The sequence below is a fragment of the Bremerella sp. P1 genome (assembly GCF_028748185.1).
GTDB lineage: Bacteria > Planctomycetota > Planctomycetia > Pirellulales > Pirellulaceae > Bremerella.
Genome location: NZ_CP118164.1, coordinates 986438 through 999434, shown reverse-complemented (window position 1 = coordinate 999434; position 12997 = coordinate 986438). Strand labels below are relative to the sequence as shown.

Sequence of the window (12997 nt, the reverse complement as noted above, 5' to 3'; positions counted from 1 at the left end):
AAATTCGTGAGAATTGATCGCGCGGAAGCGGTGAAATGTGGATTGATTTCGATTATAACCGAACTGATTCACGACTTCCCACCTCCCGATTCACCCCTTCAGGAATTCTCCATGAAATTCAATATCGCCTGGCTCGCGCTTGTTGCTCTGGTGTTAACTCCGCTGTCTGTGGCTTCTGCCGACGAAACCATGCTCACCTACGAGGGTGGCGATGGTCCTGGCAAAGGGAAGCACATCGTGCTCATCAGTGGCGACGAAGAGTACCGCTCGGAAGAAGCCTTGCCCATGCTGGCAGGTATTCTGTCGAAGCATCACGGTTTCGACTGCACGGTCTTGTTCTCGATCAACCCGGAAGATGGCACGGTCGATCCGAACAATCAGAAAAACATCCCTGGCATCGAGAAGCTGAAGTCAGCCGATCTGTGCATCATCATGACCCGCTTCCGCAACCTGCCTGATGAAGACATGCAGGTCATCGACGACTACCTGAAAGCAGGCAAGCCGGTCATCGGGATTCGTACGGCGACTCACGCGTTCAACATTCCTAAGGACGCCAAGTTCAACTCGTATAGCTTCAACAACCAAGGGGGCTTCGGTAAGCAGGTGCTCGGCGAAACCTGGGTCAGTCACCATGGTCGTCACAAGGGAGAAAGTACCCGCGGTGTGATCAACGAAGAGGCCAAAGACAATCCGATCCTGCGTGGTGTCGATGACGTCTGGGGTCCGACCGACGTGTACGGGATTCGCAACCTGCCGGAAGACGCGACGGTGCTGTTGTACGGCTCGGTGCTCAAAGGAATGAAGCCAGAAGACGAAGCGGTGGAAGGGAAGAAGAACGATCCCATGATGCCGATCGTCTGGACGATGCCTTATCAGCTGAAAGGTGGCGAGAAAGGTACCTCCGTGTGCAGTACCTTCGGCAGCGCAATCGACTTCGTCAGTGAAGACGGTCGCCGTGTTATCGTGAACGCCGCGTTTGACCTTGTAGGTCTGGAAGACAAGATCACGCCGGATCTCGATGTCAGCATCGTTGGCGAATACGACCCGAGCTTCTACGGTTTCAATGGCTTCAAGAAGGGCCTGAAGCCAGCGGACTTCCAAGGGAACTAAGCATTAGACGCGTTCTCTACTGGCCGCGCCGATCTCCGGGCGCGGCCGTTCCACGTCGGTCGAAGCCAGTGCGGCGATCGACTTCTGGATAAGTTGCCTGCGGGGTTTGATCGGTCGCACGACGACCTCGGCCTGGGGCATCTGGATTAACCGGCGGCTCGGCAGTTCGCGGAGCCGATCGACGATCCCCGGCACTGGGTGCGGTGGAAGTATCGGTCGAGCGGCGTCCCCAAAGACGATCGGTCCAGCGGCGACCCTGGCTGCCTGGCATGGGCGAAAGCAGCACCACGATCCCAATGCCCAGGATCAAGCCACCCAACAGACCGCTGCCTGCGATGACCGTTTTGCCAGGACCTAACGGGTACTCGCCGGTCGTGGGCTGATCGATGCGGGTAATCAGGCTGGAAGTTTCCGATGCTCGCTTGTTGGCCTTGGCATCGGCCAGCTGCTCGTGAGCGGTTCGTAGGACGAGCGTACACTTGTCGACGTCGGCCACCAGGTTGGCGTAGCCGGCGCGAATCGATGCCAGCGAATCGAGTCGCTCGCGAACGTCGGCCTCTTGGCTATTGATCGATTTCAGTCGCGAGCGTTGCAGCTGCAGGTCCGCCTGAACACCACGGACGGCAATCTCCAATTCGCCTCGTAGCTTGCCACGAACCTCTTGTTCCGCGGCAACCGCCGAGAGGACTTGCGGGTGCGACTTGCTCATCTTGCCCATCAACTGCGACGTACGAAGTTGAGCGTCGACCAGGCCGTCCTTCAATCGACGAAGCGAAGGCTGGCTTTCCAGCAGCTGATTCGGCGTGGCGATCAGATGTTCGGGATCGTTCTGGGCGGCCTTGAGGATGTTCAGTTGTTCGTCCAGCTTGACCAGTTCGGCCTCGCCGTCGCGGATCTGCTGCTTGATCTGATTCCAGGCATTGCGGAGGTTGCCATCGCCGGAGTTGGCATCGTTCAGGCTGCGTAGTTCACCCAGGTCACTTCCGACCTTCGTTTCCTGAGCTTTGAGCGCCTCGGTTGCCCGGGCAAGCTCCTGCTGGGCCAACAATTCGGCATTCTCAAGTTCAGCGATCACGCTGTCGGCGCGTCGGTTGCGGATGTTCTTCAGGGCGATGTCCATCTGTTGGCAAAGGGTCGAAGCCAAAAGGACGGCTCGCTCGCGATTGTCGGCATCGACTGAAAGGTGCAGCACTTCCGTTGTGCCAAATTCGGCACCGTTGGGTGGGCTGACCTTCACGTTCTTTCGCAGTGATTCCACTTCGGTTAGCGACGGCCACTCTCCTTTGATGCGGCTGCCCAGCGGAGGCCCAACCTGCTTGAGGGTCGCTTCCAGCACCGCTTGATTACGGGCCACTTCGACCACCATCTCTTGAGCCGCTTTCATCGTATCGATGCTGTCGAAGCGGCCTTGGCCGCTCAGCTGACCGGCTGCTTCGTCACGCAACAAAACCGACTGCGTGGCTTGCCACTGATCGGGCTTCACCAGCGAATACGTTGCCGCCAAAAGAAAACAGCCAACGGCCACCGGCACCCACAGCTTCCACTGTTTACGAAGGAGATCGGTGTACTGCTTAACTTGAGGTGGTAACTGAAGCTGGCTCATGGCGACTTCCGAATGCGGATTGCAGCGGTTGTATCGATTGTCCGACGCGTGCGCAGGTGCGCAGCGAAACACGTATCCAAATCTAGGTCGCCGTTATGGAAAGGGGACGCGATTTAAGAGAATCGTCGCGGAGAAAGAAACTCGATCGGCGAGCTCGTCTGGCCTGTTATTGCCAGGTCGCAAAGGATCTCACCCAGGGCCGAAGCGAATTTGAAGCCATGCCCGGAAAGGCCTGCCGCGAAGTGCAGACCCTCGTGCTCGGGATGCGTCCCGACGAGAAAGTGATGGTCAGGCGTGACCGTGTACATGCACGCCTCGCGGCGGACCAGGTTCTGGGAGAGCAGCGGAAGGTGACCCGCCGTGAAGGCTTCGACGGCCTGACGATCGGCGGCGTCTTCCTGTTGGTGTTGCCGATCGGCCGCCGGGATCGGTTCGCCTCCATCATGCCGGGCCAGTTTGACTCCTTCGCTGTCCAGCTGAGGGAATCCGTAGTAGATGCCCTGGGGAGTCTCAAGCAGAAAGACCGGAAACTGAGACTCGCTGGTGTAGGCAGGGGCCTCGTTCTCGTACCAGTATAAGTGCTTCCGCAGGATGGTCATCGGTACGTTGAGATCGGCCAGGAGCTGCGTAGCCCAGGCTCCGCCGCACACGACCAACTGCTTGGCTTGAATGACTTCGGTGTCGGTTCGCAGCTCAAACGTGTCGCCCGTTCGTGTCCAGGATTGAACCGGCGAGTCCGTCTTGATGGTTGCCCCGTGCTGCCTGGCTTGGTCCAAGTAGGCTGCAATGCAGTCGGCCACCAGTAAGTAGCCTGCATCGCGTTCCAGAATGCCAATGCAATCTTCTGGGGGAACTACCCCGGGAAACTCGCTGGCGATTTCGTCGTACGCAAAACGTTGGATTGCCAGTTGATGTTCCTGGGCACTATGCAGCGTACCGGCAATCACTTCGCCTGATTCAGGGCCTATTTGAAGCACGCCGGTCGGGTAGTAGAGCTGGCGTCGGGTGGCTTGTTCCAGATCGCTCCAGCCGCGGTAGGCCTGGCGGAGCAGTGGGACGTAGTCTGGATGTTCGAAGTAGGCCATGCGAATGACACGCGTTTGGCCGTGCGAACTGCCGTGAATGTGTGGCGGCGAGAAGCGATCGAGGCCAATGACGTTTGCGCCGGCTTTCGCCAGAGACGCGACCGCCGCGCTGCCGACGCCGCCGATTCCAACTACAGCAACGTCGCACGTGAGCATGGCGTCTTCCTACTTGATACTGAACTCGATCGAGGCCTGGCCAAACTTGTCGGCGGCCGAATCACGGACCGTCAATTCTAGACGATAGGTGCCTGCGGCGATATTCTCCGGCATGTAAAGCCGATACGGAACATAGAAGTCGCGGCGACGGACGCGGCAACTGTCCTTCACTTCCGGGAACTGACGAGCATCGATCCGGCGGCCGGACTGATCGTAGATCTCGTAGTTGCTTTGTAGGGCCGTTTCAAACTTGCCACCGTTGTCCCGACTGGTGAAGTTCTCGATCTCGACGTACAGCAGGACTTCTTGCTTGGGTTGGAAGTCATGCGAAGGGAACGGCTTGAATTGACCGAAGCTGTCGACGCTTTGAATGAATTCCAGGTTCCGCAGTTCCAGCGGGCTCGCCGCTTCCAGGTGCGACATCGCTCGGCGGAACGAACCCAAGGCCAGCGTATGACGGCGCTCGACCGGGATGTCTTCCACCTTCATGTAATCGGCCAGGCCGAAGAGCGTGTTGCTCCAGACCTCTTGTTCTTCTGCTGTCAGACCTTCGACCTTCTCCATCGCGTCCCCCTTGCGATTGGCAATCAGGTACAGCATCCTCAGACGCAGCTGTGCGATGGTGCGTTCTTCTTCCGAAGCCCGCGAGTCGGTGGCAACGCGTTCGAGCTTGCCGATGGTGTCATCAATCAGTGTTTCCCAACTGCCAGAGTCGGTTTCCTCTTGGTTACGAGCAGCCCAGTAGACGACCGTGTTGCCACGCCGGGTATCGGCGATCCAACCGCGATTCTTCAAGTCGAAGAGAATCGCGTGCAGTTCGTCGAGGCTCAAGATGCTCGGATCTGGCGAAGTCGGCGATTGCTCGGAAGCGAATTGCGCTTTGTATTCTTTGTACAACGCTTCCAGCGAAAGTTGGCTACGCTGCCAGAGGATCTGCATCGCGCGGTATTCGACGCGAGTAAGCTGGCTGACGGTTTCTTCTTCCTGGCTTTCTGGCTGAGTTGATCTTGGCTTAGGCCCAGCGGTCTTGTCAGGCAGATTGCTCGGGTTTCGCTTCATGTCGGCGATGGCAGCGGCTTGAACGTCTTCCGGGTAGAGGCCTTCTGACTGGGCATCCATCTCTGGCACGTAGGCGGCTAGTTGAACGCCTGTGTCGCGGCGTACTTTCTCCTCTGGCGGAGCCGTGGCCCGGACGGCCGGCGACATCTTGCCGCGGTCGAGGTCGATGGTCCGTGGATAGCCTGCCGGATCGGCTTGGGCCAGGTGCGACGTATCCTGGTGCATATTGATCGACGGCAAACGCTTAGGCTGTTCGGCCGGTTCGTTTTCGATTGGCGTTTTCAGATGCCGCTGCACGAGCTTCGAGGCGTATTGATCGATGACGTCAGCTTCGCCGGACGATTCCTTTTGCGCAACCGCTTGCTGCTGGGGGCCGAAGACCGGTTCCAGCTTGGAAAGAAGTTCTTCCCACTGGGCGTCACTGGCCGAAGCGAACTCGCTGAGGATTTGCTGCTTGTCATCCGCCGGCAACGACAACGCTTTGACGCGGGCTGCATAGCTCGTCGCTTCGGGTGCCGACTCCGCTGGTGCTTTCTCGGCGGCGGCGGCTAACTTGGCTGCCAGCTTTTTGCCGAGGGAAACGTCACTGCTTTCCGACTTGGCCAACTCGTGCTGCTTGGCTTTCTCGGTTTCCGGCATGGTCGATTTCTGCGCCGCCGGTTTCGACTGAGCCGCTTGCTGATTGAGGTACGAGTTGAGCGAACTCGACTCATTCATACCACGATTCCAGCCGCTCATGCAGCCAGTCAGAAGGACGGTCAGGGAGACAACGCAGGGGAGGATAATCTTCGACATCATTCGCTCGAGCTTCCGTTGATGGCGCGCGCGGGCGCAAGCCTTCTTCCAAGAAACGGTCGGCGGATAGTAGGAAAACCTCAAGATTGAAGCAAGAGATACCGACGGGAGATTGTCGATGGGTGCTAGCTGCGACCGTTTCCTGTCCCCTCGCCCCTTGGGGGAGAGGGGGAGGGTGAGGGGCGAACAGAATACCCGCTTCCCAACCCTTACCCTAGCCCTCTCCCTTGGGAAGGGAGAGGGGAAAATTTTATCGCTGAGCGGTAGCTCGTGGTGGATCCATCGCTTTTGAGAACGATACGATCAGCTTCTCCAAAGCCAACCGGCCGCGGGCCTCTTGCGAGTGGCTTCCTTTGAGCGACATATCGAGTTCCAGCAGTTGCCGATAAAGACGTCCCCCGCGGATTTGGCCGAGGGCCAACAGCCGGCGTTGGGCTTCTTCCAGGGCTTTGGGCCAGTTCGGGAAGCCAGCTTCTTTGAGGGCATCCCGCAGACTGACCGCATCGCCGCGGCGTCGGGCCCGCTGATAGATACGTGTGGCAGCAGCGAAGCGGCGGAGGCTCCAGGCAATTTGACCGTACAGCTTCTGCGGCTTGTCGCCCGATTGGAACAGCCGATCGAGCTGATTCAACGCGTCAGCTGTTTTGCCTTCGACCGCCGCATCGACCAGGTGCCAGATCTCCTGCAGCTGACCTCCGTGAACCTGTTCGCGGACCAGGTCTTCGTTGATCGCCTCGTGAGGATCAACGAAGAGAGACAGTCGGGCAACCTCCTGATCGATCAGTCCCAGTTCCGTTCCCAGAAGTTCCACCAAGAGGTGTGCGGCCCCGACGTTGAGCTTGGCGTCGTGTTCCTCTTTCGCGCGGCGAACAAACCACTTGCTCAGTAGGTCCATGTCGAGCGAGGTCTTCTTACCGGCTTTCTTTTCGGGCGGGTTGCACTGAACCTGAAGGCCGACCTCGTTGCACTTCTTGTAGAGCCGCGTATTAGCCGCCCACTTCTCGACCTGCAGAACGAGTACCCCGCCGGGGCGTTTCTTTTCCAGAAACCCTTCCAGTTCGTCTCGATAGCGAGACACGAACGGGTCGGCATCATCTACGATCGCCAGCCGTCGTCCGGAAGCCCCGAACAGGCTTACCGTCGAGACTTCGTCCGCCACATCGACCCACGTGACCATGTTTCCGGCCAGCTTGCCGTAAGGAACATCGGGATCGTCCCCCAGGACGGCTTTGCGGATCTTCTCCGCGGCGAGCCCGCGCAGAAAGGCATCGCGACCGAAGACGACACAAACCGAGGGAATGGACGTCGCGTCGGAGTCGAGAAAGTCGAACGCGTGAACCGTATTTGCCATGGCACCAAGTTACCCGGTGCAGGGCAATTTGACTACCAGCGGATCGATTAGCGAATCGTGAACGGCATGGCCGCTTGATCATTCTGGCCGGAAATCGGCTGTAGTGAGCGAATTTGAGCTCGGGGAACGAGTCCGTCGTTGGCGATGGCCCGCTTCAGAACGAACTCGCCTACATTGCCAGAGCGGTCTCGGGCGATCGCTTTCAGGAAGATATCGGCCGGCACGTCCGGGGTGATCTTCCAGATGTACTGCCCCGAGTTGGCAATCTCTTCCGCGATCGGCTTCCAGGGGCCATCGGCCGACGAAGCGTAGTACAGCGAGACAGGTCGATCGGCCAGGTCGGCGTCGGTGGCACTCCAACTGATGTCCAGGTGACCCACGTGCGGGCCTTCACCGTAAACCACGTTCGTGATCGTGGCGATCGGCTTCGTCAGGTCGACGTTCACCCAAATATCGGCCAGGTCGCCCGGTTGTGGTCGGCGTCCGGTCAGGCCGTTGCCCCCTTCGACCACGATGCGGAAGCCGTACGTCCCTTCGGCCTGTACCTCGACATCGAATGGGCTTTGACGATCGGGATCGGTACCGCCTGGTTCCCAGGTTTCGCCACCGTCGCGGGTAACCCACAGTTCAATCTGGCCGATGCCGGAAGGGCCGACCGTGTCGACTCCGTAATTCAGGGCGAAGCCTTTGTGGTTGATCGCTTGGGGCGAAACACCGGGCGGAAGGCCGACCGTCGAGTTCGCTCGGACGGTGGGGCGTTCTGGCTGACTGGAAGAAGCGACCGGTGGTTCCATCTTCATGCTGGCCGGCTTGAAGCGCTGGTCCACGTTTTGTGGCAGTGGTGGAGCACCCATTCCGGCCAATGGCTGCGGTGGTTGAGTACCAATACCTGGCTGCATGGGATTGTTATTGGCTTGGGCTTCTGGTCGCGGCAGGACGTTGTCCGTCGGCCACGGCACGGCTTGCTTGGGTGGCTCTGGCATCTCGATGCGGCGCTGTTGGAACGGATCGACCGGGATGTTACCGCCGGCCAGCGAATCCTGGGCAGGACCGGCCTTGCCGGGGGCTGGCCGCGGAACACCATTCCAGTTGGGCTTTTGGGCGACCAGCGGTACCGAAACGGACTGCTGAGCAAAACCTACGTTGCCCGCTTTGTCATACGCATCCAAGCGGATCTGCATGACGCGGTCGGTGGCGATCGGAAAGAATCGCGTTTCGCCGGCAATGATGCCATCGGCTTGATATGCTTTCGAGGCATCGACCTGCACGGTTTGAAACGGCGACTGAGGCGACGACTGATAGCTTAGCTGAATATGTTCCGAGTCGATGGCCGGATCTTGAATCGTCCACTGGACGATGACTTCGCCACTTTCGAGTGCTTGCGCTTTGATCGAGACTTCCGGTGTCTGAGAGTCGATGGCGACTTTTAACTCAGGCTTGAAGTAACCGTTGTTTTCGGTCGGTCGGCCGCTGGCATCGAAGGTTCGGATCGCGAACCAATACTCGCCATCGGACTGGGCCTGAAAGACGAAGCGGTCTTGCTGGGCCGATTGGCGGTGATAGCCAATCCAGTTCACGCCGCGGTCGTTCGAGACCATCAGCTGGACTTCAGGCGTCGAGCCAGGGGCATCGACCTGGTAAGGAATGCCAAACTCCATCTGTCGGGTCAGCACGGGGCCGCCATCGGAAGCAGTAGCGCCAGCGGGCCGATGGGCCTGCGCTGATAGCACCTGCGGACCTAATGCCAGCATCGATGCTAGTACGCCAGCCGTGGCAGCGAGCAAGCCTGATTTGGCAAACATGAACGACCCTTTAAACGATAGAGGACACGACAACACAGTCTATCGGTCGTTGAGTCGTCCGCTTGATAGGGTCGCTCTCATGATACGCGTCAGTGAAGGCTGGCAAGCTGTGCCGGTCGTACGGCTCGTACCAGTCGCTTAATACGTAACGCTCACGGCTGGTCGAGCAGGTCCATTTCGTAGCCGATATCTTCGCTGCCACTGCGCGTGGCCATCCCTTGTAGAAGCGTGACCGAGGTGTTTTCGTTGGCGTGGTACGTATCGCCACTCATCACACCCAGGTTACCGGTCAACGTCGACTTGCTTGCCGTCGTCGATTGCCGGTTGTTGTCGATAATCATCGTGCCCTGCGGGCTGTCGAGATTGTAGTTCTGAGTCGGGTCGGTCCAGTCGAAACCGAGACCATGCACTTCGACGACCATCAGCACCGTATTCGGGTCGTCGATGGCCTGCGACCGGGTTGTCGACTTCTCGTGCGGAAACATCGTCCGCTTACCCACCACGGCCGCGAAGTTGGTCGAAGTGGAATTCGACGAGTTGTCGAGTTCGTTGCGAAAAACGTCCGGCATCCGCGTGGTCACGTTGATGTTGGTCGGCGAGTTCCAGGGCTCGTCAAAGTTGTATTGCTTGTACAGATCATTGCGATTCAACTGCGGTAGGATCATCACCCGCCACGAGTGCGTCGGTGCTCCCTTGTCATCGGTGAAATAGGCCGGCGGATACGATCCGTGAATGTCATGGTACGCGTTGAGCGCCTGGGTGATTCGCTCGATCTTGTCCAGCGAAGCCCGATTTAAAGCGTTGGTTCGCATCTGAGTGGCTGCCGGAACTGCGACCCGGAAGATCAAAACCAGGGTCAGAAAGATCACCGAGAAGAAGGCAACCGATCCGCCCAGAATTCCGATCAGCGTTCCCAAGGCCACGCCGCTGTTGTCTTCTGACGAACTGGTGGTGGTTACCTTCGATTGCCCAGGCTCGGCCGCCGCGTTGGGGTCTCCTGGAATGGTGATTGTCTTTGCGCATACGGCACATGGTCCGGTTTGGCCGGCATAGCGGTCGAGGACCTTCATGTGGGTCCCGCAATGAGGACAATCAAAGGAGATGGGCATGTGCGCTGCGGACTGGGGAAGATGAGCCAACGACGATTGGTTTCAACTCATCGTATCGGGCCCCTACGCAGGGAACAACTATTGGGCCCGGAATCGCTGGACGATCTCGACATACTGCTTGGCCAGATCGCGAATGCGATCCATGTTGCCACTTTCGATTGCCGACTTCTCAACGAGCGAGCCGCCGACTCCCAAAGCACACGCACCTGCTTTCAGGAACGCCTCGGCCGTATCCAGATTGACCCCGCCTGTTGGCATCATGCGAACCTGGGGCAGGGGACCTTTCAAAGATTTCAGATAGCTGGGTCCGGTCAGGTCGGACGGGAAGATCTTCACCACGTCCGATCCGGCTTGCCAGGCTCGGACCACTTCGGTGGGGGTAAGTGCTCCGGCCATCATCGCTTTGTCGTACCGGTGGCTGATCTCGATGGTCGGCAGGTCGACAATGGGCGAGACGATAAACTCAGCCCCGGCCAGGATCGCGATGCGAGCCGTCTCGGCATCGAGGACGGTGCCCGCTCCGAGCTCGATTTGGTCCCCGAATCGATCGGCGACGTACTCTAATACCTTGTGGGCCTTGGGTACGGTAAAGGTCACTTCGATAGCAGTGACCCCACCGTCGATCAGGGCCTGAGTCACATCCGCCAAGATTTCCCCATTGTCCGCGCGGATAACGGCGACAATTCCCGTGGACGAGATTTTTTGAACGGTTGCTTCACGTGGCATGATCTGGTCGCCCTAAATGGTCTTCAAGCAAGAAGATACGAGTAGGGTTAGCCTATCTGCCCGCGGCTGGCCTTGTCAATTTGCCGATTGGGCATGGGCAATCCGGGCGAATGATTGGACGAGGTTGCCGTTTATGGAAATAATAAGGATTTGAAGGCCTGCCCGCGCTATCGGTACGCTTGCGGCATGGGTAGGTAATGACGAGTTAGTACTTCCTGGTTCGCGATGGAAAATCAATACCTGCAGTTAGCATTCGCAGTATTCCTATTAGCCGTATGCATCCTAGGACTGGCACTAACGTTTCACCTTCTGAGAAAATGGCGCGAATACTCGGACGAGGACCAACACCACCCCAACACGATGCTATCAAAGTTCCGCGAAATGCATTCACGGGGTGAGCTATCGGACGAGGAATTCCGAAAGATAAAAACGGACATGTCAGCCCGAATCCAAGAGCCTGCAACAGTTTCGGAAGAAGCGGAAGTCGTTTTTACCGAAGATGCAAGCAAGACCGATTAGGGATTATTTGTCTGGTTTTTGCGAACAACAATCGCACAAACCAAAACATCGTTTCGTATTGCGAGGTGTGGTGCCTGGGAGGCCAACCAATGAGGATCACTTTAGTGATTCTCTCTTCGCCCTTGCGAAGCGGTATCAGCGTAGGACGTTTTTCTTACTTAAGAGCGACGACTGCGGCTGAAGAATACGGCTCGAACTCTTTGCGGACAAGGATGCCCCCAGGCCAAACGGCTTCGATAAGCCATGGCCAGTCGAGCAGCACGTGGAAATAACAACAGCCCTGGCCGGCATTAGCATCAAGAGAATCACCTCAAGGTCCCGACACCGCTGCCAGTTGCTGTTCCAAGCGAAGCCGAAAGGAGTTAATTCATGCCCGCAGGAAATGATGTTGGTGGAACTCGCCACAACAGCACCAACAAGAAAAACGCATTTTGCTCGTTCTGTCGCCGTAACTACCGCGAAGTAGGTCCTTTGGTCGAAGGTCCTGGTGACGTTTACAACAACGTATACATCTGCGGCGAGTGCATCGACCTGTGCAAAGAGATTCTCGAGAAAGAGAATCGTCGCCGCGGCTCTGGCAATAAACTGTTCAACAAGATCCCCAGCCCTCGCGAAATCATGGCCAACCTCGACGAATACGTCATTGGCCAGGATGGTGCGAAGAAGGTTCTTTCCGTCGCCGTTCACAATCACTACAAGCGATTGGTCGTCGGTCACGAAGGTTCCGATGTCGAGATCGAAAAGTCGAACATCCTGTTGGCCGGTCCAACCGGTAGCGGTAAAACGCTGATGGCTCGTACGCTCGCTCGCATCCTGAACGTTCCGTTCGCGATTGGCGATGCCACCACGCTGACCGAAGCCGGTTACGTGGGTGAAGACGTCGAGAACCTGCTGCTGAAACTATTGCACGCTGCCGACTTCGACGTAGAAGCTGCCCAACGCGGTATCCTTTACATCGACGAAATCGACAAGATCGGCAAGACATCGAACAACGTTTCGATCACGCGTGACGTCTCCGGTGAAGGCGTACAGCAAGCTCTCTTGAAGATGCTCGAAGGCACCGTCGCTAACGTTCCGCCACAAGGTGGTCGTAAGCATCCCGAGCAGCAGTACATCCAGATCGACACGAGCAACATCCTGTTCATCTGTGGTGGTACGTTTGTCGGTATCGAAGACATCGTCCGTCGCCGTATGGGTCGCAAGAGCATCGGCTTCGGTCAATCGTCTGGCTTCAAGTCAGATGCTGACTCAGCTGAATTGATGCGAAACGTGACCAGCGACGATATCCTGGAATTCGGCCTGATTCCAGAATTGGTCGGTCGTCTGCCGATGGTTGCCTCGCTGGAACCTCTCGACCTGCAAGGTCTGAAGAAGGTGATCACAGAACCGAAGAACGCTCTGGTCAAGCAGTACCAGACCCTCTTCGAGATGGAAAACGCCGAACTCGAGTTCACCGACGAAGCGATCGAAGCCATTGCCCAACGTGCCCTGGCCAAGGGTACGGGTGCTCGTGGTCTTCGCTCGATCATCGAATCGGTCATGCTCGACATCATGTTTGACCTGCCCGAACAAGAGCCTGGCTCCAACTACTCGATCACGCGAGAGATCGTCGAAGGTCGAGAGAAGCTTTTCAAAATGCCCGAAACGAAAAGTGCCTAGGTGATTGTCTCCTGCTAAGCCCC

9 protein-coding genes are annotated in these 12997 nt (G+C 57.8%); 2 read left to right on the top strand and 7 right to left on the bottom strand.

What is annotated here, in order from left to right; genetic code table 11:
• Positions 1-111 precede the first annotated feature (111 nt).
• Positions 112-1110 carry a ThuA domain-containing protein gene (locus PSR63_RS04155; protein ID WP_274330991.1) on the top strand — a complete coding sequence of 333 codons (999 nt, stop codon included), beginning with the start codon at positions 112-114 and terminating at the stop codon, positions 1108-1110.
• Between the two features lie 16 nt (positions 1111-1126).
• Here the strand turns inward: PSR63_RS04155 and PSR63_RS04150 are convergent, their stop codons facing one another.
• The 7 genes from PSR63_RS04150 to PSR63_RS04120 form a co-directional block, all read right to left on the bottom strand.
• Positions 1127-2713, bottom strand: a complete 1587-nt coding sequence (locus PSR63_RS04150; RefSeq protein ID WP_274330989.1) for a GumC family protein — start codon at positions 2711-2713, stop codon at positions 1127-1129.
• Between the two features lie 113 nt (positions 2714-2826).
• The gene (gene solA, locus PSR63_RS04145) at positions 2827-3954 is read right to left on the bottom strand and encodes an N-methyl-L-tryptophan oxidase (protein WP_274330987.1); all 1128 of its coding nucleotides are present in this window, start codon (positions 3952-3954) and stop codon (positions 2827-2829) included.
• Between the two features lie 9 nt (positions 3955-3963).
• Positions 3964-5811, bottom strand: coding sequence for a hypothetical protein (locus tag PSR63_RS04140; RefSeq protein ID WP_274330986.1), 1848 nt, complete (start codon positions 5809-5811; stop codon positions 3964-3966).
• Positions 5812-6058: 247 nt separating this feature from the next.
• Positions 6059-7159 carry a DNA polymerase III subunit delta gene (gene holA / locus PSR63_RS04135; protein ID WP_274330984.1) on the bottom strand — a complete coding sequence of 367 codons (1101 nt, stop codon included), beginning with the start codon at positions 7157-7159 and terminating at the stop codon, positions 6059-6061.
• A 47-nt stretch (positions 7160-7206) separates the two neighbouring features.
• A complete protein-coding gene (locus PSR63_RS04130; protein ID WP_274330983.1) occupies positions 7207-8961 on the bottom strand; it encodes a hypothetical protein in 1755 nt (584 codons plus the stop codon).
• A gap of 152 nt (positions 8962-9113) precedes the next feature.
• Positions 9114-10070 (bottom strand): DUF1559 family PulG-like putative transporter, encoded by a 957-nt coding sequence (locus tag PSR63_RS04125; protein WP_274330981.1) that lies wholly within the window; start codon positions 10068-10070, stop codon positions 9114-9116.
• A 78-nt stretch (positions 10071-10148) separates the two neighbouring features.
• Complete coding sequence (locus PSR63_RS04120; RefSeq protein ID WP_274330979.1) at positions 10149-10796, bottom strand: bifunctional 4-hydroxy-2-oxoglutarate aldolase/2-dehydro-3-deoxy-phosphogluconate aldolase; 648 nt, start codon at positions 10794-10796, stop codon at positions 10149-10151.
• Positions 10797-11684: 888 nt separating this feature from the next.
• Between PSR63_RS04120 and clpX the strand changes: the two genes are divergently transcribed.
• Positions 11685-12974, top strand: coding sequence for an ATP-dependent Clp protease ATP-binding subunit ClpX (gene clpX, locus PSR63_RS04115; RefSeq protein WP_274330977.1), 1290 nt, complete (start codon positions 11685-11687; stop codon positions 12972-12974).
• The last annotated feature ends 23 nt before the right edge of the window (positions 12975-12997 follow it).

Coding starts and splice junctions, on each gene's coding strand:
- solA (WP_274330987.1), bottom strand. CDS start 3,954: ATGCTCACGTGCGACGTTGCTGTAGTTGGAATCGGCGGCGTCGGCAGC.
- PSR63_RS04120 (WP_274330979.1), bottom strand. CDS start 10,796: ATGCCACGTGAAGCAACCGTTCAAAAAATCTCGTCCACGGGAATTGTC.
- PSR63_RS04125 (WP_274330981.1), bottom strand. CDS start 10,070: ATGCCCATCTCCTTTGATTGTCCTCATTGCGGGACCCACATGAAGGTC.
- PSR63_RS04140 (WP_274330986.1), bottom strand. CDS start 5,811: ATGATGTCGAAGATTATCCTCCCCTGCGTTGTCTCCCTGACCGTCCTT.
- PSR63_RS04155 (WP_274330991.1), top strand. CDS start 112: ATGAAATTCAATATCGCCTGGCTCGCGCTTGTTGCTCTGGTGTTAACT.
- holA (WP_274330984.1), bottom strand. CDS start 7,159: ATGGCAAATACGGTTCACGCGTTCGACTTTCTCGACTCCGACGCGACG.
- PSR63_RS04150 (WP_274330989.1), bottom strand. CDS start 2,713: ATGAGCCAGCTTCAGTTACCACCTCAAGTTAAGCAGTACACCGATCTC.
- clpX (WP_274330977.1), top strand. CDS start 11,685: ATGCCCGCAGGAAATGATGTTGGTGGAACTCGCCACAACAGCACCAAC.
- PSR63_RS04130 (WP_274330983.1), bottom strand. CDS start 8,961: ATGTTTGCCAAATCAGGCTTGCTCGCTGCCACGGCTGGCGTACTAGCA.